Raw genomic sequence first — 20,646 nt, 5'->3', positions numbered from 1 at the left:
GAAAGTTTCAATGTTCGTAACGAATTCCCTACTTCACTGGCTTTGCTTTTGGATCCATCTTGGCACCCGGTCCAATCTTGAAATCATTTGCAGATAATCCGGAATTGAAACGAACCTCGTCGGAGTACATTTCGAGGTTCCGTTCTCCATTGCGGCTCCGGGTGATCGCCCAAGGCCACATCTGGCCCTGGCTCTCCCGATACTTCGCATACCGCGTATCCTGTTCATCCCAGCCTTTGTCGACAGGATTCTGCTTCTTGAAATAGCCTCGGACCGGAAGCTTGGTGGAAGCATTCAGATAGATGGCGACTTCCCGATTGTCGGCATCGGTGACATCGACGATCTCAACAGGCTGGTTCTCAAAGACCTCCAGCCCCCGCCGTTCAAAGATGATGCCCTTCTCTTCTGTCCGGCAACGCAAGATGTACATCGGGTTGCGGAGGACGCCCTCTTGCCACTGCTTCACCACATCACTCGGCATGGGCTTGGCCCCGCGAAAGCCAACATCCCAGCCTTTGCCGGCCGCCTCGAAGATGACGTAGTAATCTTCTTTCTTCCCAAAGACCTGCTTGTCGCTCTGCTTGATCCCTGGCTGACTGTCGTCGTAGAAGGTCTCAAACTTGGCGACAGACAGTCCGCTCAGGCGCTCCCGGTAATAACTGTAGGCGCGACCCTTTTCCACCCGGTCGTGCATGTTGAGGAATTTCGATCCTCCCAGAGCCGCCTGAGCTTCCTCAATCAACTTGCGGCCCCGTTCCTGGATCGTATCGGCCCGCACGATCGCAGGTGCAATGCCAGCAACGAAGAATCGGCGTGTCATTCCTTCGCGCTCATGGCGGCCATGCTCAGGCCGGAGTTGATCTTCCATTCCGTTACCGTCATCGTCGTGGCAACCTGTCCATTCTGCGTAATCTTCAACTGCGCGGGCATTTTCAGCCCAGAGACATCCATCAGTCCGACATAGGCCAGTTCCACATTTGCTCCGCCTTCGGCAAAAGTAATCTTGAGCGGCAGCATGGTCTTCGGATCATAGAAATAATGGATGACCGGATGCGCCCCATCCTGAATCTCCAACTCGCCTTCCTTCACTAGGTTGACGCTACGGCCCGCCATGTCGTTGCTCTGCAGAAGAGAAAGATAGTCCCGCTGCATCTGCCCCTTGACCTGAGCCGCAAAGGGACCGGCCAGCGGCTGTTCTCCCTGTGGAGTCTTGAGGAAACCCTTTTCCCCATCGAAGAACGCAATGACCTTGCCAAAGGGAAACGCACTTTCCTGACGGAACACCGCAGGCTTCATCCACATATTGACTTGCTTGACATTCACTTTGTTCCCGCCCATGTTGATCTCGCTATTGATGGACTGGGAATAATCGTTGACTCCCGCAATCGCCGCCTTGCCGCCCACCGCAGCCGCAACCTTGTCGAGAGCAGCCTTCCCTGCTGCCAGTGATTTCTGGTCCGCCTTCGCTGTCTCCACCTTGGGCTGGGGAATTGTCAAATCCAACTTCTTCACTTCGCCGAGCTTGCCCAACTTGGCGGCAAACTTGCCTGTCTGCCCGACCGCAACAATGGTGAACTCTTCTGGCTTGATATATTCCTTCGCCACCCGCAGAATCTCCTGCGGAGTCACCTTCTGGACCGCATCCTTGTATTGGTTGATGAAATCGGCAGGATAGCCGTAATACTGATAGGTCATCATGCGCCCCAGGGTCTTGGACGGCGAGTCGAAATTGAACACAAAGCTATTGGCGACGCGCTGCTTGGCGGCTTCCAGTTCTCCCGGCCCCACCATCTCTTCCCGCATCCGCTTCACTTCCTTGAGCGAAGCCGCAATGGCTTCCTCGGTTGTCTCCGCATTAGTGCTGCCCTGAATCACGAAGGTGCCTTCGTGCAGGTAGCTCGGACGCCAATCGCTCCCAATCGAATATGCAAGACTCGCGTCGCTTCGTACCTTCTGGAACAATCGGCTGGAGAATCCACCGCCCAGAATGTCGGCCATCACATCGAGGACAGGGTAATCTTTGTCGCTCAGCTTGCCGCCCAGTTGGCCGATGCGGAAGAAGGTCTGTTCACTGTCGCTCTTGTCCGCAATGTATACGCCCGCAGCTTTCTGTTTGGTGACGGCGGGGAATGGCGGCACGGCAGGACGTTGCACAGTCCAGTCGGCAAACAGCTTGGTCAACATTGCTTTGACTTCCGCGGTATCGATATCGCCCTGGACAGAGATCATCGCATTGGCCGGAAAGAAGTAACGGTCATGGAAGGCCACCAGATCGGCACGCTTGATATTGGCTAGCGTTGCGTACTCGGTGTTGTCTCCATAGGGAGTCTTCTCGCCATAAATCAGGTTGTTAAACTCGCGGGAAGCCACCCCGTTGGCATCGTCATTGCGCCGGGAAATGCCGCTGCGAGCCTGGGTGAGGGCCAAGTCGAGCTTATCTTGCGGGAAGGCGGGTTCTGTCGTCACTTCTTTGAAGAGACTCATCACCTCGCCCAGATTCTCCTTCAGGCAGTTGAAGCCGACCCGGGCAAACTCAGCACTCACCGACGCCTCGACGCTGGCGGCCATGCTTTCGAGCTTGGCATTCAATTGATCCGGAGTGTTCTTCTTGGTGCCTCCGCTTCGCATCACGGTACTCATGATGTCGGCAAGGCCCGATTTCTCCTGCGGGTCAAACAATTCCCCGGTGCGCAGCAGAATCGATCCGCTCGCCAAGGGCAGTTCATGGTTCTCGAGCACCATGACGCGGATGCCGTTGGGCAGCGTAAACTGCTCCACCTTCGGGAGTTGCACCTGCTTCAGCGGCGGCATCTTCAGTGTCTTGTAGTACGGAAGCACTTGAGCCGACATCAGGCTCGCCAACATGAGGGTTGAGATCGCTAGCTTTTTCATTGTTCCGCTCCTACTTTTTCTGTTCTTCTTTGGCCTGCACAGGCTGTACGGTGGAGCCTACAGTCCGATTCTTTGCAACCAAATACTTCTTGGCTGCCGCCATCACATCTGCCGCCGTCACCTTGTCGAGTTCATCGAGCTGAGTAAACAGCACTCGCCAATCGCCAAACAACGCCTTGGTTGTGGCCATGTTCTGCGCCATGCCGCTGTTCGAATCGAGCCCACGAATCAAGTTGGCCCGAATCTGAGTCTTCACTCGTTTCAACTGCTCTTCAGTCACCGGCTGCGTCTTCATCCGCTCGACAATCTCGTAGGCGGCCTTCTCGCAGTCCTCTGTCGTCTTGCCGGCATTTGGCACCAGGAAGAGCACAAACAAATTCTCCAGCTTGGCGCCCGGGAAATTCGCGATCGCCTGCGCCGCCAGTGCGATCTTTTTATCCTGCACCAGTTCCTTGTACATGACGCTGGTGCGTCCGCTCGAGAGCAGGCTCGATAGAACGTCGAACTTTGTGTCGTCCGGATCGAGAACGCTGGGCCGCTTATAGCCAATGGCGACCACCGGCTGCGACGGACTCTCCACCACCAGCCGCTTCTCTCCTTGTTGCGGCGTCTCCTGCGTGGCTGGCCGCGTCGGCTTCGGCCCTCCCACAAACTTGCCAAAGTACTTTTCCGCCAGCCGCTTCACTTCAACCGGATCCACGTCGCCGGCAATGGCGATCACCAGATTCGACGGCACATAGTAGATCTTGCGGAAGGCAAGAGCATCGGCGAGCCGGTAGCTCTCGATGTCGCTCGGGATGCCCGCCGGACCAGTGCGATAAGGACTGGTCGCAAAAGCCACACTCAACATTTCGTTAATCAGGCGCCCCGTCGGATCGGATTCGATGCGCATCCGGTACTCTTCGCGAATGACACCACGCTCGTTATAAAACTCACGGAAGACCGGGTTGATGAAGCGGTCCGATTCGAGGGCAAACCAGAGTTCCAACTTATTGGCGGGCATCGACATGATATAAGCCGTCTCATCGAGGCTGGTAAACGCGTTCAACCCAACCGCACCGTTCTCTTCGAGGATCTTGGTAAAGCGTTCCTTGTCGACAAAAGTACCCGCCTTCTCGATCGCCTTTTTGAGATTCTCCTCAAGCGTCTTTACCTTGGCGGCATCAGCCTGCCTGCCCTTGCCCCGTTCCGCGGAGAGCGCATCGTAGGCGACTTCCACCTGCGCCATCGCCAGCTTTTCCTGGGGAAAGTTCAAACTGCCGATGGTAGTGGTTCCCTTGAACGCCATGTGCTCAAACATGTGCGCGAGCCCAGCCTGGCCTTTGGGGTCATCCGCGCCCCCGGCATTGATACGGCTGAAAAAGCTCACAACGGGTGCCTGATGCCGCTCATAAATGACAAAGGTCACCCCATTGGCCAATTGAAATTCGGTCACCCGCTTCTCGATATCAGCCAGTTTCTGGCCCCACATCGCCGCAGGCAAGAGTACGGCCAGCGCCAAACTAAGTCTCTTCATGTGTGATCAATTATCCCATGCGCGATAACATTGAGAAACTGGATGCTTGAGAACACCACGCAGGTCCGGGTGCGTTATGCCGAGACCGATCAGATGGGCGTCGTCTACCACGCCAACTACGTTGTTTGGATGGAAGTCGGACGTGTCGAGGCCATGCGCGCGGCAGGCGTGAACTACGCCGAGATGGAGCGGGAGGGCGTGCGTGTCGCCGTGCTGGGAGTGGAAGTCAATTACAAATCCGCCGCTCGCTACGATGACCTGATCGACATCAAAACCACGGTGGTAGAAGTGCAAAGTCGCATGATGCGCATTGAATATGCCATCCTCCGGGCCAGTGACCAGCAGCTCCTGGCCACCGGTGCCACGCGGCATCTGTTCGTCAATTTGGAGATGAAGCCTGTCCGCTGTCCGGAGAAATACTATGCGGTTTTCACTGGCGCTTGTCTGCCTCGCACTTAGCGCTGCTCCTCGCGATCTGAAACCGGACTTCGCCGGGCGATCCGGCTCGGCCCTCCTTTTTGATCTTGAAACCAATGCGTTGGCTGGAGTTTGGAATCTTCCGCGCGCCAACACGACGCCCTTCCGGCCGGGCAGCGTCCTCAAACCATTCACCCTGGCCGCCTACATCGAAGCGGGTCTGTACCGGCAGAGCGACAAGGCCCCCGAACGCCTCGCCTATTCCGACAACGAGTATTTCGACAAGCTCGCCACCCGCATGGACAAGGAAGATCTGACCCGCGGTTACGCCCGCTTCGGACTGAACCAACAAGCCACAACCACCACACTGGCAAATCTGCTCGCCGCCGCACGCCGTCTTATCGCAAGATCGCGAGAAGAGCGGCTGCGTCCTGTCTTCGACGGGATGGAGCAAGCCGTCGAGTACGGCACCGCCCGTCTGGCGGCAGTCTCGTCTACCCAGGTTGCGGGCAAGACCGGCACCATGCGCGACTCCGCCGTTTTTCTCGGTTATGCTCCCGCCTCAAGACCCCGCTACATCCTGTTGATTCATCTGGACTCTGGCTCCGGTGGCGGCGACGCGGCACCCTTCGCCGCCAAAATCTTCGCCAGCCTTTTCTCCACCGCCGCTCCTCCCGATGACCCCAAATCCGTATCGATCCGCCTCTTCTGGCAGAACCCGCCCTCGCGATTGAACCTGAAGCCGGGCCATTACCCCGCAGGCACTCCCATCGAAGCGAATACCAGCCGGCTCAACGCGCCCGGCCCCCTGACCGTCGCCTTGCGCGACGGCCATTATCTCCTCACCACACAGGTGCCGCTCGAAGCCTATGTCGCCGCCGTGCTCGAAGGCGAAGCCGCTGCCTTCCAGCATCCTGCTTCGCTCGAAGCCATGGCAATCGCGGCGCGCACCTACGCCGCGCACTTTCGCGTTCGCAATGCCCGCCGCCACCCCGAGGAGGGGTTCGATTACTGTGACACCACCCATTGCCAGGACGCCCGTTTCACGGCAACCAAACACCAGCCCCTTCTCGATGCCGTGCAAGCGACCGAAGCAGAACTCCTCTGGTTCAACGGACAACCGGCAGCCGCTTACTACCATGCCGATTCCGGCGGCTGGCTCGAAGCATCCTCTGATGCGCCTTATCTCCTCCAACGCCGCGATCCCTGGTGGCAGGACACTCCCGCCTCCCGCTGGACCTGGACCATCAAAGCAACACAACTCGCTCAGGCCTTGAATCTGACCTTCATCACACAGAACTTCCGGGTTCGTGACAAGGACACATCGGGCCGCGCCCGCTCCCTTGATGTCTTTGGTCATCCGGCAGAAGCCGCCAGCTTCCGCATGGCAATAGGCCGCACGATGGGCTGGGAGAAATTGCCCTCACGGCTCTTTGAGGTCAAGCGTGAAGGAGCGATGTTGACCTTCACAGGCCGCGGACGCGGGCATGGAATCGGAATGCCGCAAAATAGCGCCGAAGCCATGGCGGCCAAAGGGAAAACCCGCGAGCAGATCCTGGCGGAGTATTATCCAGGCACCCGGATTTCGCCAGCCGCTTCCGGCTTATCCTGGCGCAGCTTGAAATCCCCCCGCATCACGCTGTACACCACCAATCTCACGCGCGACAAGGCGCTGCTCGCCGAGGCCGACCGGGAACTCCCCCTGCTCGAAGCCCTCACCGGATTTAAGGTCAATCCCACCCTTCGCGTCTTCCCCACCCGGGAGGCCTTTCGCGACGCAACCGGCATCAGCACCAAGGTGCAAGGAGCCACTCGCGGACGCGATATCAAACTGCCTCCCAATCCATCCCTTGCCACGCTGCGGCACGAACTGCTCCACGCCATCCTGGAGTCCAATACCAAGATTTCGCATCCAGAATGGTTTCGAGAAGGCCTGGTCCAGGCACTCCTCAACGAAAAAAGCCCGGAATCAGACCGGGCAGCCAAGCTCATTTACTTACATGGCAAAAAACATACAATCTCATACTGGATAAATGGACTACCCTAGCCAACTTAGTACCGGAACTTCTGGTACAAACTCGCATCGACATTTCTAAAACTTATCAATATACTCCCTCTGATCCCCCGAACTAGAGCAAGGAGTATAAATGATACTTTTGTTTTCGAGACAAATCGGCCTATCCTTACTAGCACTCACTCTCACAGCGAACGCCGCGACACTTGTCGTGGATCCGAACAATCCGCAAGGATGGACCTACGGCAAAAGCCTCACGAGCGATGGAAGCGTAAAACTAGTCGTAGGCCCGGATATTCCCCCACTAGGATCTGGCAGCCTTAATCTCAATTCCGGAACTGATGGCAGCCTCCTCACCTATGCAGGAATCAATAGTTACGACGGACTCTTGCTATCCGATCTGCAGGGGCTCAGTTACTCTACCTATGGAACTTCCTGGAATGGCGCGCAGCTTACTTACTTAAAAATATGGATTGATTGGAACGGTGATGGCACCAGCGATGACGCTTTGTATTTTGAGCCGGAATACCAGCGCCCGGATTACAGCAATCTCATTCCGAATCAGGGAGCGCCCGTACTCGATCAATGGCAAACCTGGAATGTCTTCGCGGGAGGATTCTGGACGGATTTCGACTTCGGCCCAGGGGCGAACGTGAACACGCTCAGCAATTACCTGGCGCTGCATCCGAATGCAAAATTGGCAACAGACAAGGACTATGGGGCAATCCGTTTTACGGTGGGCGCCGCATCTCCTGGGGACGTCTTCAATGCTTATATCGACAACGTCACCATCACCTTCAGTGGGAACAGCACCACCTTTGATTTTGAAGGAGTGCCCGAGCCTGGAAGCTGGGCTCTGATGGGCGCTGGCCTGGCCCTTCTGATGCAGCGCATCCGGTCCCAAAAGTAGCCGTTCCGGTCGATTCTGGACATTCCCAGCATCGACCGTTTTACCGCAGGGGATATGCTAGGCTGGGAGTTTCCGAGAGCGGAACTCCCAGCACCCACCAATACCATGTCGATCCAGATTTTTGTTGAAGGGAAGATTTCGCCAAAAGGCGAATTTCTACGCCCACTCGCCGGACGCAACAGTGCTGAACTCCTCGGACGCCACCTTTATCTGAGCCTCGCCGGCGAAGTGATTCCACGTGCGCTGCTGGATCACCTCGGTCTCTCCAAGATGCTGCTCGGTGCCTCGAGTGGCTCCTCCTTTCTCCTCCTAGTCCCCCAGGAATTCCAGAGCAGAGCGGAAGATTTCCTCCGCCTGGCCGCGCAGCAACTCGAGGAGCTTTGTGAAGGGGAACTCGAACTGAACTTCGCAATCACCGAGAATCTCGGAGATTGGTCCGTGGTCCGCAAGCGTCTCTTTGAAGAGATGAAGCGTGGGATGGGCACCAAGGCCACAGCCGATTCGTTCCTCGCCTCGACGCCCAAGCACAACAGCGCAGACCAGGACTACTTTGTCCAACTCGCGCAGGCAGCGCCAACGGCTACCTCGATTGGCGTCGATGATGCCATGCCAACCCGCTTCGTGTTTGGCGAATCGAAATTCAACTACAAGCTTGGCTATGAGGCCGATGCTCTGCCCTGGAATGCGCATCTCGACCTGAGCGCACTCAAGCGCCGCAAGGGTGCAGCGATGAAGATTGCCGTCGACGCCCTGGAGATTCGTCTCCGTCGCGCGACCACGGTTGAAGAGCATCTCCGGCTGAATCACCTTTATAAGAACTTCTTCGCAGGCGAGCTCCAGACGCTGCTGCTCCGTCTTCCCGATTGCACAGGCAAAGTCGCCATCATCGATTCGGGTCTCGAAGGCTTCACAGTATATGGTGAGGTCGACGCGCTGCTGAAGGTGGCGCAAGAGATCCAGCGTCTTTTCCAGACCATGGCGGAAGTGAACTTGAGCGACACGGCTGGGGTGGAAGGCAAGAGCATTTCCGCCGCCCTCGCGGCAGGCGAGCAGTCTGCTGCGGTTGCTGAAGTCAGCGCATCGCTCCGCTTGGCACAAGCGGCATCACGGGATTCGATTTATCTGTTCGGGCGCGTCCTCGATTGGAAGCAACTGCCCGATGCTCTGGAGATCCGGGAGCTCTGCCTCCGGATGATCCGCAACTATGGCGCATCCCCGCAATTCGTCTCTGAGCTCTCCGCCTTCTTCCGGGAAAGTGGGTATCAGAGTTTGCGGCGCAAGACCGGCCGTTTTGAACGGCCCTGGCGACTCTACCGGCGATTGAGCCTCGCGCTCGAAACCGAAAATGAATCGCGTGACTTTGAACGCACGCGCAACCGGCTGCTTGCTGAATTTATCGGCAAGAATGCCGGCCAAACCAGACTCCGGCCTTCGGGCCGCGTAGGCCTGGAACTCACCCGAATCTCGATCAACGCTTAACGCGAGGAATTACTGTATGTCGGAAGAAGCGATCAAGCAGGAAGCTCCGGTCTCGGAAAAACCGAAGACGGAACAGAAGCCGCAGCAACAAGGGGACAGACGCCCCCAAGGAAATCGTCCTCCGCAAGGGGGAGGCGATCGTGGTCCTCGTGGCCCGAGACCCGAAGGAGACCGTGGTCCGAGACCCGGTGGGGACCGTGGCCCACGCCCAGGCGGCGGTGGCGGCGGCCCACGCTTCGGCGACTTCACACCCGACATCGATCTCGACAAGCTGATCGCTGATAGCCTCTATCTCGACAATCAGGCACACGCCATCGTCGCCCGTTTGCGCGACATGGATTCGGGTACGCGTTCGCAACTGCGCCGTTTCTACAACGCCGTCCGCCGTGCCTGCCGCAGCGTCGAGACAGAACGCCAGCACGAGTTCGTCATGCTCCGTGCCCGCCTGGCCTATACGATTGCCCGCCACGGCCTGCGCAGTCTCGACGTGCTCGAACGTCTCCTTCTCCAGGTCACGCGCAAGAACGACCAGCGTGGCTATGACCGCTTCCGCGACTTGTTTGAAGCCATCGTCGCCTACAACGAATAAGGGATCCCCAACCATGAGTTCACACACTGCACAAACTGAATTGAGCTTCCTTGGCAAGCTCCTCATTGAAGGCGATCTCGTCTGCGAAACCGGCCTCCACATTGGCGCGGGCAAAGGCACTCTCGAAATCGGCGGCGCCGACAACCCGGTGGTCAAAGACGCCTTCGGCCGTCCTTATGTGCCCGGCTCCAGTCTGCGTGGCCGTCTGCGCTCGCTGCTCGAACAGGCGCTGGGTCTGGCGACTCCAAAGCAGTTGGTCTATGTTTCGAAGCGCAAGGGACAGGAAGTGCGCATCCATTCGAGCGACTCCCCGAGCGACGAGATCTGCCTGCTCTTTGGCCGCGTCCCCGGACGTGTGGAACGTGTCGAAGGCGATGCGCTCGGCCAGGCGACGATCACACCGGCCCGGCTCAGCATCTCGGACGCGCCGCTGAATCTCGACAGCATCACCGCGGCGATGCGCGAGAGCCTCGACGACGAACTCACCGAAGTGAAGAGCGAATCGGCAATCGATCGCATCACTGCCCAGAGCCAGTCCCGCACTCTCGAACGCGTTCCGGCTGGCGCCAGCTTCAAACTGCGCATCGTGCTTGATGTTCTTTGCGCCGAAGATAAGGAACTGCTCGGCACCCTGATCCAGGGCCTGAGCCTGCTTGAGGATGACACCCTCGGCGGCGGCGGCAGCCGTGGCAGCGGCCGCGTCAGCTTTACGAATCTGAAGCTCACCTGGCGCAATGCAGCCTTCTATAAAGGCGGCGCGGAAACCGAAGCAGCGGCGGCAAGCGATCTGGCCACCCTGCGCGCCCAAGTCTCTGACATCACCCAGAAGCTCGAGGCCTAATGTCTGCGCTGCTCATTCGCCTCCGGCCTACCGGGCCCTGGCGCATTGCCGGCGACACCGGGCGTCACGACGAGCTCTCGGCTACTTTTCCGTCTGACCGCGTCTTTAGCGCGGTCACCCAGGCCATGGCCCAGCTCGGGGAGTTGGATGCCTGGCTGGCTGCAACTGCGACCAGCGAGCGTCCAGCAGTCCGCTTCAGCTCGATGTTCCCGTTCTTTGGGCGCCAGCTCTATGCACCGGCGCCGGTGACGCTCTGGCCGCCGGCACAAGCCACCTCGAAGATGAACTGGCAGGCGGCGCGGCTCATTCCGCTCAGTGTGATTGATGAACTGCTGGCCGGTCAAGCCTTCCGCGAAGACCGCTGGGAAGTCGACGGCATCACAGGCTGTCTGCTTCCTGCTGGCTCGCAAACACCGTTCCGGGAACGGACGCGCAGCACCGCACCGGTCGATCGCAATACGGGCGTGAGCGGCGAAGCCTTCCTCAGTGGTTGCATCGAATTCAACCAGGGCGTCGGGCTCTGGCTCTCCGCCCTCTTCTCCGATGACACAGCAAAACTGCGTTGGGAATCTCTGGTGAAAGCGGCCTTCCGTCTGCTGGCAGACACGGGCTTTGGAGGCGAGCGGGCTCGCGGTTGGGGCCGCGCCGAAGCACCAGAATTCCAACATGGATCCTGGCCCCACCTGATTCTCGACAACGCACCCGATCCAGAGACACCGAACTCCGCCTACTGGCTGCTCAGCACCTACGTGCCCGCGGCTACAGACGCCATCGATTGGAAGAGCGGCTACTACGAACTGAAGCGCCGCAACGGCCGTGTGGAATCCACTGCCGGTTGGGGCGCCGAAAAGAAGAGTCTGAATATGGTGCGCGAGGGCGGAGTGCTGGTCACAGCCACTGCTCCGATCGGCGCCGCGGTCGACGTGGCCCCCGAGGGTTTTGCGCATCCGGTATGGCGTGCCGGCTTTGCCGTCGCGACGGCCATTCCCTGGAAAGCACCCAGCTTCCAGATGCCGCTTCCTCCCGCCAAGGTTGAAGTGGCGGCCAAACCCGTCGCGGAAGAAGCTCCGGTTCTTGCCGATATCTATCTCACCGACCCGATTATCGTCGAAGAGGCTAATATCGTGGAGCAGCCCACGATTGTCGAAGAGCCACGCTACGTCGAGGAGGACAACTAAGTGAAATACCGCGCGACCATCCTCACGCCAACTCTAGTTGGTGACGGTCAGGCTTTGTCTCCCATCGATTACATGGTCTGGAAAGATCACGTCAACGTGCTGGACCAGGACAAGATCTTTGCCATGATGGCCAAGCGGCCTGTCTTTGAGGGCTATCTCACCCAGCTCCGCAAGGCCGAAAAGTTCGACTTCCAGAACTGGGGCGGCCTCGCCCAAAGTGCAGCCTTGCGCCGCATTCCTTTTGAGAGTCCGGCGTACTCTCCCATTTGGGACCGCGCCTTTGCCCGCGATCTGTTCATCCCCACCTTCCTCAATGGTCCGAGTGGCCATTATCTTCCCGGCAGCGCCCTGCGCGGCGCTCTCCGCACGGCTCTGGTCCACAAAGCATGGTCAGAGAAGAAGCCGAAGATCTTCGAGAAGTGGAACCAGCAGTTTGAGCAGGAACGTGGCTTTCGCTATGCAGCCCAAGCGGAAGAGAATCTTGCCTTGGGCCAACGAGGCAACGATAAGCTCCGGGCCGTCGCGGTCAGCGATTCCAAGCCCGTCCCTGCGGAAAGCTTCCGGGTCTACCTCACCCGCACGGCGAAGTTGGTGAAGAAGGGCGATGCCTTTGGTGTCGATTGGAAACCAGCCCCCACCTTTGCGGAGATGGCCGTCCCCGGCACGCTCTTTGAAGGCGCCTGGAAAGACAAGCCCCTCTCCCGTCACGCGGTGACGCATGACACCTTAAGCAGTGCCGCCAATCTCTGGGCCGCCAACCAGCTTGCGATTCAGAAACAGTACGCAGAGCGCAGCGGTCTTCCGATCCTGAACCAGATCCTCACAGAACTCGAAAAACGCCTCGAAGCGATTCGTGGCGCCAAACGCGGCTGCCTGCTCCAGATTGGCTGGGGCGGAGGCTTCGCCTCAAAAGCTGCTCTTGGCGAAACCTCCGATACAGCCTATCGCGATGTTCTGAAGCGGATGCCTTTCTATGCCTCGGCGATTGCAACGGGCCTTCCCTTCCCGAAGACTCGCCGCGTCGTTTACCTTGAAAATACGCCCGCCGCCCTGCCAGGCTGGATCCACTTGGAATGGATAGGTTCATAAATGTACAACGGATTTTTTGGTCTTAAAGAAAACCCTTTCAATCTCAGCCCCGATCCATCGTTCCTCTATCGGAGCCCGCAACATGAAGAGGCGCTGGCCAACCTGATCTATGGCGTGCAATCCCGGAAGGGTTTCATCGTTCTCACCGGCGAGGTCGGCACAGGTAAGACGACGATGCTCGAATGCCTGCGCGACTATCTCGAACAAGCTGGCGTTGAGTTTGCCTTTATCTTCAACTCCCGCATCACTTCCGAGCAGTTCTTTGAGATGATCGCCTACGATCTTGATCTCCGCTGCCAGCGCAACTCGAAAACCGAAGTCCTCTTTGCACTCAATCAACTGCTGATCCAGCAAGCCAACGAAGGCCGTACCAGCGTCCTCATTGTCGATGAGGCACATAATCTCGAATGGGATGTGCTCGAAGAAATTCGTCTTCTCGGCAACCTCGAAAATCCACGCATCGGCAAACTCCTGCAGATCATCCTCAGCGGACAACCGGAACTCGACCGCAAGCTGGACGCGCCGAATCTGCGGCAGCTCAAGCAACGCATCGTCCTGCGCTGCGGATTGCAACCCCTGACGCTGAAGGAATCAAGCGAGTATATCGACTCCCGTCTGGTCCACGCCGGAATTGAGAACCAGACGATCTTTCCGGAACCGTTGCTTGCTGAAATTCATCTCCGCACCCAAGGCATCCCACGCCTGATCAATGCGGTTTGCGACAACATGCTGCTGGCCGCCTTTGCCGAAGAAACCAAGGTCTGCACTGTCGAGATGCTCGACGAAGTCTCAAAGGACATGCGTCTGGAGTGGCCCGGACGCCGCAACCGCGTCCGTGGACAAAGCGAGTTTGAAGCCTCCGGTCTGTCACAAGGGGATTGAGTCCGCCAGACGCTTCACCGCGTTGTCGATCTCATCCGCCCGAAACCCGGCAAAGCCCAGCACCAGGCCGGGAGGCAGTGTAAAGCGACGCGTGTATTGACTCAGCGGCGGCGCCACCACGCCATTCTTTTGTGCGCGAGCCGTCACCTCCTGATCGGGCGTCGAGCCTTTGAGCCAACCCACGGTGTGCATCCCACACTGCTGCTTCTCCAACTCCAGCCCTCCGCGCAAATAGCGTGCAACCGCATCGTGCAAGAGTTCCAAACGCTCTTGGTATAGGCTGCGCATCTTGCGGATGTGCCGCGCAAAGTGGCCTTCTTCCATGAACAGCGCAATCGTCGCCGGATCGATCAAGGTAGGATTTCCATCGATCCGCGACCGCGACTGCTCAAACAGATCCACCAGACCAGGCGGCACCACGAGGTAGCCCAACCGCAACGACGGAAATAAAATCTTGCTAAAGGTTCCGACGTAAACCACGGACCCGCTCTGGTCCAGCCCTTGCAAGCTCGATAAAGGCCGGCCCTCATAGCGAAACTCACTGTCGTAATCGTCCTCGACAATGTAGGCCCCACTCGCAGCAGCATAATCGAGCAAGCGCAAGCGCCGTTCCAAGCTCATCGTGTGGCCGAGTGGAAACTGATGCGACGGGCTGACATGGATCAAGCGCGCCACCCCCTCGGCGACCGGAGCACGCTGGATGTCCATGCCTTCGCGATCAACTGGCACCGGCTTCACCTTCGCGCCAAAACCTTCATAAACGATACGGGCGCCCTGATAGCCGGGGTCCTCCATCCAGACCGTCTCGCCGTGCTCGAGCAGCGTACTGGCCGTAAGATAGATCCCCTGCTGCGACCCGCAACAGATCACCACCTGCGCAGGTTCGCAACGAACACCCCGCGTATCGCGAAGATAGGTCGCCACCGCTCGGCGCAAGGGCCAGTAGCCCAACGTATCGCCGTAGGTCAGAAGAGAGCGCTCGCCTTGCCGCAGCACCGCTTTGCGGCATTGCTCCCACAGCGCAAACGGAAAATTCTCAAGTGACGGCACCGTGGGACGGAGCGGAGCCAACGGAGAAGGCTCATGAGTACACCCCTGATACTTCATCCGCCGCTGCCGCAAAGCGGCCTCCCGCCTGGCAACGACATCGGCACAGGCCGCCCGTCCGGCAGGAGTCACCCGGGAGTAAAAATCCGGAACACTGAAGGTCACAAATGTTCCAGCTCCTTGCTTGCCTTTCAGGTATCCCTCCGCAGTGAGCTGGTCGAAGGCGCCCATTACCGTATTGCGCGAAACCTTCCAGCGTTGCGCCAGTTCACGCGTAGAAGGAAGCCGCCCCCCGGCGGCCAACTGCTTGGTGACAATCGCCTCACGCATGGCGCGATAGAGTTGGAATTGCATGGGCTCTGGACTCGCCAGGTCCAGTTGGATCATGTTCAGCGTCAGGCTCGGATGCTGCATGGCTCATTTCACCACCCTTCGCCATTTCTTCGCAATAGTGGCCCCATCGCAAACACGGCAATTGGCACCATGATTGGACGAAGGGACAGGGCTGGAATGGCTCTGTTCGAAAAAGATACGATGCTCCAAGCTGGCTTCATGCTACTCGCACTCGTGTTGCTGACCACCCTCGATCCGGCCCCGGAAGCCTGGATTTCACAACAAAATGAACAAGCGCACAAACTCTACCTGGCGGCCCAGTACGATGAGGCCGAGAAAATGTATCGCGAGACACTGCCCTACGCTGGCGGCCACCAGCGGGCGGTTCTCCTCAACAACCTCGGTATGCTGCTGAGGGATCGCGGCAATCTCAAGGAAGCATTTCCAGTGATCGAAGAGGCTCTCGCTTTGCGGGAGCGGCAACTGGGCCGGACGCATCCGGACACGCTGATCTGCCTGTCGAATCTGGCCTCCCTTGAAGGGAAGAGCGGCAACTGGAGACGTGCTGGTCTTCTCTACCGGGAAGTGCTGGAATCACGCCCGGGTGACGCCGGCTCGCTGATCAATGTTGCGCTCATCGAGAAGCAGGAAGGCAACTATGCCGCCTCGCTCACTCATCTCAATCAGGCACGCTTGATCCTCGAGAAGACCCCCGACGCGTCCTACCGCGCGCTGATTGCCGTCTACAACAACCTCGCATCGCAACTGAATCTGATCCATGAAGGCAAGCTGGCCCGCAAGTATCTGAACCAGGCGCTTCACATTTCCTTGGCCAGGCAGGGTACAACACACCCTACCTATGCCTTGCTCCTCGAGAGCCAGGCAGCGATTGAGATCACTACGAAGCACTATCGGGAGGCACGCCTTGCCGCGCAGCAGGCGCTCGCCATCCTCGAGCAACACCACTCCGCTGACAACGGCCGCGTGCTGAAGCTCCTGGCCTGGATCGACTTCTACGAAGGTCATCGAGAGGCAGCGGAGGCAGGTGTCGCCACAGCGCTGCCGAAGCTACAGAGGCAGCCAAGCGAGATCGCCGACGCGCACGATCTGCTGGCCCAACTCGAGCTGAAGCAGAAGCGGCAAGAGCAAGCCATCGCGCACCTGGAGCAAGGCTTAGCCGCCTCACCCACCTCCGGTTTGCTTCTGCTCTACGCGCAGTTGATGCGCCAGCGCGAACACTACGGGGAGGCAGCAAAGGCCGAGCAACAGATGGTGACGATCGAGACCAAAGCGAGCTTGGCCAGGGCTGCGTTCTCAAAATCCGGAGATCACTTCAGTTCCGGGCCTGCCGCTTCCCGCTGGTAAGTCTCCGCTTTCTCACTATCTCCCAACTGCGCATAGATCCGGCTGAGCAGCAGTAGATTCTCGCGGTTGCGTTCGCCATGGGCAATGGCCTGTTCGAGCGCAACCGCAGAATCGCGCTCCCGCTGCAATTGCAACAGCACACGAGCCTTCTCCCGCCACACCAGTCCCCACAACGGCGCCTTGCGGATCGCCTGATCAAACTGCCACAATGCCGATTCCGTACTCCCCTGCCGCGCCAGAAACACACCGTAACGAAGCTGGACTTCCGCAGAATTCGCCGGCCGCATAGCGGTTTCCGCCAGCGCGGAACGATAAGCCCGGTCTGCCTCCCGCACACGTTTTAAAGACTCATACGCTTGCGCCTTGGCCAGAAACATCGGCGCATCCTCATAGGATCTGGGCACACGATCAAAGGCGCCAATCGCATCTTCATAGCGATTCAAGAACAACAACACCCGGCCATAATTGAAGCAGCTGCGAGGAACATGCGAATTCGCCGTACATGCCCGCTGCAAGGGAGGGAGCGACTTTTCGACATCGCCATTGGCAAGATAAGCCAGCCCGAGGGCATTCCAATATTCCGCCACTTCCGGCTTTTCACCGGTCAGAGATACCAGAACGGAAACGGCATCCGGATATTTTTTCTGTTGGAGCAGCTGCACCGCCTCGGCATACTTGGGGCTCAAGTTTGCATCAAACTGAATCGCCAACAGCAGTAGCGGCAGAATCATGATTCACCAGCGGGAGAAAGAAGCGGGCTGTGCATCCGGACTTGTCTTCGTTATTTCTCAGTTCCAGAGTACCGCCATGCGCTTCCGCAATTTGGCGGCACAGCACCAACCCGATGCCACTGCCCCCCGGTTTGGTTGTGAAGAACGGAACAAACAGATTTGCCGTATTCGCCAGCCCTGGCCCTTCGTCCTCAATCCAGACTTCGAGCCGTGGGCCTGCCAGCAGCGCCGTCCGCTCCCATCCCACGCGCACCGCGCCACCGGTCACCTGCGCCGCCTCCACCGCGTTCTTAATCAGATTGATCAACACCTGTTCCACCTGATCGGCATCGGCATCGACAACCATGGACGGGCCTGGCAGAATCTCCACCTTCTTCCGAAGCTCCAGAGCTACCGCACGCCGCACCAAGGGCTCGATCGGCGTCGCCGTCATACTGGGCCGTGGCAACTTCGCCAGCCGCGTATAGGCGCTCAAGAAGCGTTGCAAACTCTCTGCCCGGCTGCCGATGATATGCAGCCCATGCTGCATATCTTCTTTCCAATCCTCCGGCAGAGGATCGCGATCGACGATATTCGCCAGGCTTCCGGCAATCGACTTGATCGGCGCCAGCGAGTTGTTCAGCTCGTGCCCGAGTACGCGCACCAGGCGCTGCCAGGCTTGCAACTCTTCTTCGCGCAGAGGCCGCGTCAGATCGGTCAGCACCAACAATTGATGCGGCACTCCGCCCTCACGGAAGGTGCTGCAACCGACGCCCCAACGCCCGCTGCCTCCTGGAAAAGAGCGCGTCATCGTGCGCATCTCGCCGCGGAGACAATCCTCCAGCCCCAGGCTCTCCGCCGTCTCGCCCAGCAAGCGCTCCATCGGACGCCCCAGTAGCGCTTCCCCGCCCTTGTTCACCAAGCGCAGTTTGCTTTCGCCATCGAAGGCAAAGATCGCGACATTGATCTCTTCCATCACCTTGCGCAACAGCGCAGTCGCCTCGAGCGCACCCAGCCGCTGCTCCTGCAGCGTCGAGCCCATCTCGTTCACCTGCTGCAACACCTCACCAAGCGAATCGTCGGCCACCGAGGAACGGCCACGAATCGAATAGTCGCCTTCGCGAATCGCTTCGAGCAGATTCGCCACCGTGCGCAATGGCGAAGCCACCTGTTCGCGAACCGCATTCGAGAAGCCCAACCAGCAAAGCCCCAAGACGGCGCTGATGGTCCACTGCACCTTCGGCGTGTAGTCGCCCGTCCAGATCAGCCAGAACACGGCCAGGATGGCGGGCAGCCCTGCAGCCAGCGCGTAGAGTTGGATTCGCCGTTCGTGGGCCAGCTTCATGAAGCGTATCGATGAAGATTGTAGCGCTGCAGGCGGCGATAGAGGGCGCTGCGGCTCAACCCGAGCGCACCGGCCGCGGCGCTGACATTCCCGCCAAAGCGATCGAGAGCCTTCTTAATCAGGTGCGCCTCGACGTCTTCCAGGCTCATATCTTCAAGACGCTGCGACGAGCCGCTGGCAGGCCGCAGCGCCATGTCGTTCGCCCGGATCTGCGTCCCTCCAGCCATCAGCACAGCACGCTCCACCACATGATTCAGCTCGCGCACATTGCCCGGCCAGCGGTGCTCCATCATCGCTTGCACCGCACTGGAATCAAAGCCGGACAACGCCTTGCGATAGCGTTGCGCATGCTTATCGAGAAAGAAATTCGCCAAGGCCAGAATGTCTTCGCGGCGCTCCCGCAGCGCCGGCAAATGGATCTCGATCGTGTTCAAGCGGAAGAGCAGATCCTGCCGGAAGCGGCCCTCTTCGACTTCGCGATGCAGGTCGGCATTGGTTGCGCTGATGACGCGCACATCCACCTTCTTGGTACGCGAAGAGCCCACCCGTTCCATCTCGCCCGTCTCAAGCACACGCAGCAATTTCGATTGCAGGCTCATCGACACATTTGCGATTTCATCGAGAAACAGCGTACCGCCATCGGCCAGTTCAAAGCGGCCGACGCGGTCAGCCTTCGCATCAGTAAAGGCACCCTTCACATGGCCGAACAATTCGCTCTCAAAAACGCCCTCGGCCAGTCCGCCCGCATTCACGCTCACCATTGGCTTTGAGGCGCGCGTCGAGATTGCATGCAGCTTGCGCGCCACCACCTCTTTGCCAACGCCAGGCTCCCCCGTCACCAGAACGTTCGCATCACTCGGCCCAACGCGCGCGATCATTTCGATCACCGGCTCCATTGCCGCGGCCTTGGCAATCATCACCGGGCCCGTCTCGTCGCGCAGCAGCCGGTTCTCTGCCTCCAGCCGCTGCTGCCGCTTTAGCGCCTTGCTGAGATCGAGCTGCGTGCGCACGATCGACACCAGCCGCTCGTTCTCCCAGGGCTTGGTCAGAAAATCCCTTGCGCCCCGCCGCATCGCTTCGACAGCCAGCTTCACGCTGCCCCAGGCCGTCATCACAATCACCGGCAGCATCGGGTCGTTCTCTTGCACGCGATTCAGAAGGTCCAGCCCTTCCTCACCCGAGGTCGTATCGCGCGTATAGTTCAGGTCCATCAGAAGCGCGTCATATTCGCGCTTCTCGAGCGCACGGATCACATCATCCGGACTCGAGACGGTCTCAATCTCATAGCCCTCCGGCTTCAGCAGCAGCCGCAGTGCTTCAAGGACATCGATCTGGTCGTCGGCAATCAGAATACGCGGCTTGATCGCCGGCTTCACTTCTCCAGCCACCCGTCGCGAATCTCGATCACCCGGTTGCCATAGGCCGCGTTTGCGTCCGAGTGCGTCACCTGGATAATCGTCGTGCCCGCATCGTTCACCTTCTTGAACATCTCCATGATTTCCTTGCCCTGGCTGCTATGGAGATTACCGGTTGGCTCGTCCGCGAGAATCACCTTGGGGCTGGCCACCATAGCCCGCGCGATGCCTACCAGTTGCTGTTGTCCGCCAGAGAGCTGGTTCGGGAACAGATCCTTCTTGCCCACCATCTGGAAGCGATCGAGAATATCGGCCACAATGGCCTCCCGCTCGCCCTTCTTGATGTTGCGGTAAGTGAGCGGCATCTCAATGTTCTCAGCCACCGTCAGGTTGTCCAGCAGGTGATAACTCTGAAACACAAACCCGAAGTTCTGTTTGTAGACTTCGTTGCGCTCCTTGCGATTCATCTTGTGAACCGGCTGTCCCATCAGGAAGTACTCGCCTGTCCAGTCGCTGTCATGCATCCCGATGACGTAGAGCAGAGTACTCTTGCCCGCGCCGCTCGGCCCCATGATCGAGACAAACTCGCCTTCCTTGATGCTCACGTCCACACGCCGCAACACGAAGCTCTTGGAAGGGCCGTGCTGGTAGAACTTTTCGATATTCCGAAGATCAATCATTCCT

Annotated in this window: 18 protein-coding genes; 10 read left to right on the top strand and 8 right to left on the bottom strand. The window is 58.8% G+C overall.

The annotated features are described in order from the left end of the window. Positions 1-28 precede the first annotated feature (28 nt). The 3 genes from M017_RS0117400 to M017_RS0117390 are packed head-to-tail and all read right to left on the bottom strand — an operon-like array spanning position 29 to position 4,408. Positions 29-820: a hypothetical protein gene (locus tag M017_RS0117400; RefSeq protein ID WP_155121467.1), complete on the bottom strand. Its 792-nt coding sequence runs from the start codon at positions 818-820 to the stop codon at positions 29-31. Further along, positions 817-2,892 carry a M16 family metallopeptidase gene (locus tag M017_RS0117395; protein WP_080507904.1) on the bottom strand — a complete coding sequence of 692 codons (2,076 nt, stop codon included), beginning with the start codon at positions 2,890-2,892 and terminating at the stop codon, positions 817-819. Before M017_RS0117395 ends, M017_RS0117400 begins: the two co-directional genes overlap by 4 nt. 10 nt (positions 2,893-2,902) lie before the next feature. Continuing rightward, positions 2,903-4,408, bottom strand: a complete 1,506-nt coding sequence (locus M017_RS0117390) for a M16 family metallopeptidase (protein ID WP_080507903.1) — start codon at positions 4,406-4,408, stop codon at positions 2,903-2,905. 42 nt (positions 4,409-4,450) lie between these two features. Here M017_RS0117390 and M017_RS0117385 point away from each other — a divergent pair, with 42 nt between their 5' ends. The 9 genes from M017_RS0117385 to M017_RS0117345 all read left to right on the top strand — a co-directional run bounded on the left by M017_RS0117385 (position 4,451) and on the right by M017_RS0117345 (position 13,807). After that, a complete protein-coding gene (locus tag M017_RS0117385; RefSeq protein WP_035957855.1) occupies positions 4,451-4,867 on the top strand; it encodes an acyl-CoA thioesterase in 417 nt (138 codons plus the stop codon). Further along, on the top strand, positions 4,830-6,872 hold the full coding sequence (locus M017_RS0117380; RefSeq protein ID WP_031499406.1) for a SpoIID/LytB domain-containing protein: 2,043 nt from the start codon (positions 4,830-4,832) through the stop codon (positions 6,870-6,872). The genes M017_RS0117385 and M017_RS0117380 overlap by 38 nt, the downstream gene beginning before the upstream one ends. A 109-nt stretch (positions 6,873-6,981) precedes the next feature. Then, on the top strand, positions 6,982-7,749 hold the full coding sequence (locus M017_RS0117375) for a PEP-CTERM sorting domain-containing protein (RefSeq protein ID WP_035957854.1): 768 nt from the start codon (positions 6,982-6,984) through the stop codon (positions 7,747-7,749). 105 nt (positions 7,750-7,854) lie between these two features. Continuing rightward, positions 7,855-9,228, top strand: a complete 1,374-nt coding sequence (locus M017_RS0117370; RefSeq protein WP_031499404.1) for a hypothetical protein — start codon at positions 7,855-7,857, stop codon at positions 9,226-9,228. A gap of 16 nt (positions 9,229-9,244) precedes the next feature. Further along, a complete protein-coding gene (gene csm2, locus M017_RS26820) occupies positions 9,245-9,817 on the top strand; it encodes a type III-A CRISPR-associated protein Csm2 (RefSeq protein WP_051670337.1) in 573 nt (190 codons plus the stop codon). 13 nt (positions 9,818-9,830) lie between these two features. Next, positions 9,831-10,658 carry a type III-A CRISPR-associated RAMP protein Csm3 gene (gene csm3, locus M017_RS0117360; RefSeq protein WP_035957853.1) on the top strand — a complete coding sequence of 276 codons (828 nt, stop codon included), beginning with the start codon at positions 9,831-9,833 and terminating at the stop codon, positions 10,656-10,658. Next, positions 10,658-11,836, top strand: coding sequence for a type III-A CRISPR-associated RAMP protein Csm4 (csm4, locus tag M017_RS0117355; RefSeq protein WP_031499401.1), 1,179 nt, complete (start codon positions 10,658-10,660; stop codon positions 11,834-11,836). The genes csm3 and csm4 overlap by 1 nt, the downstream gene beginning before the upstream one ends. Then, on the top strand, positions 11,837-12,925 hold the full coding sequence (csm5, locus tag M017_RS0117350) for a type III-A CRISPR-associated RAMP protein Csm5 (protein WP_031499400.1): 1,089 nt from the start codon (positions 11,837-11,839) through the stop codon (positions 12,923-12,925). It abuts the gene before it with no gap. Then, complete coding sequence (locus M017_RS0117345) at positions 12,926-13,807, top strand: ExeA family protein (RefSeq protein ID WP_031499399.1); 882 nt, start codon at positions 12,926-12,928, stop codon at positions 13,805-13,807. It abuts the gene before it with no gap. Here the strand turns inward: M017_RS0117345 and pdxR are convergent. Next, positions 13,793-15,268, bottom strand: a complete 1,476-nt coding sequence (gene pdxR, locus M017_RS0117340) for a MocR-like pyridoxine biosynthesis transcription factor PdxR (RefSeq protein ID WP_080507902.1) — start codon at positions 15,266-15,268, stop codon at positions 13,793-13,795. The two genes, M017_RS0117345 and pdxR, sit on opposite strands and share 15 nt — an antisense overlap. Before the next feature lie 96 nt (positions 15,269-15,364). Here pdxR and M017_RS0117335 point away from each other — a divergent pair, with 96 nt between their 5' ends. Next, positions 15,365-16,552, top strand: coding sequence for a tetratricopeptide repeat protein (locus M017_RS0117335; RefSeq protein ID WP_031499397.1), 1,188 nt, complete (start codon positions 15,365-15,367; stop codon positions 16,550-16,552). Here M017_RS0117335 and M017_RS0117330 read toward each other — a convergent pair. From M017_RS0117330 to M017_RS0117315, 4 genes are read right to left on the bottom strand one after another with little or no spacing between them, the layout of a single operon-like run. Next, on the bottom strand, positions 16,516-17,283 hold the full coding sequence (locus tag M017_RS0117330) for a tetratricopeptide repeat protein (RefSeq protein ID WP_031499396.1): 768 nt from the start codon (positions 17,281-17,283) through the stop codon (positions 16,516-16,518). The two genes, M017_RS0117335 and M017_RS0117330, sit on opposite strands and share 37 nt — an antisense overlap. After that, positions 17,246-18,607, bottom strand: coding sequence for a sensor histidine kinase (locus tag M017_RS0117325; protein ID WP_035957852.1), 1,362 nt, complete (start codon positions 18,605-18,607; stop codon positions 17,246-17,248). The genes M017_RS0117330 and M017_RS0117325 overlap by 38 nt, the downstream gene beginning before the upstream one ends. Next, on the bottom strand, positions 18,604-19,983 hold the full coding sequence (locus tag M017_RS0117320) for a sigma-54-dependent transcriptional regulator (protein WP_051670627.1): 1,380 nt from the start codon (positions 19,981-19,983) through the stop codon (positions 18,604-18,606). Before M017_RS0117320 ends, M017_RS0117325 begins: the two co-directional genes overlap by 4 nt. Then, positions 19,980-20,642 carry an ABC transporter ATP-binding protein gene (locus M017_RS0117315; protein WP_031499393.1) on the bottom strand — a complete coding sequence of 221 codons (663 nt, stop codon included), beginning with the start codon at positions 20,640-20,642 and terminating at the stop codon, positions 19,980-19,982. Before M017_RS0117315 ends, M017_RS0117320 begins: the two co-directional genes overlap by 4 nt. Between the last annotated feature and the right edge of the window lie 4 nt (positions 20,643-20,646).

The sequence above is a fragment of the Bryobacter aggregatus MPL3 genome (genome assembly GCF_000702445.1).
Classification (GTDB): domain Bacteria; phylum Acidobacteriota; class Terriglobia; order Bryobacterales; family Bryobacteraceae; genus Bryobacter; species Bryobacter aggregatus.
Note: the sequence above shows the minus strand (reverse complement) of the source record. Positions and strands in the feature narration are given on the sequence as shown.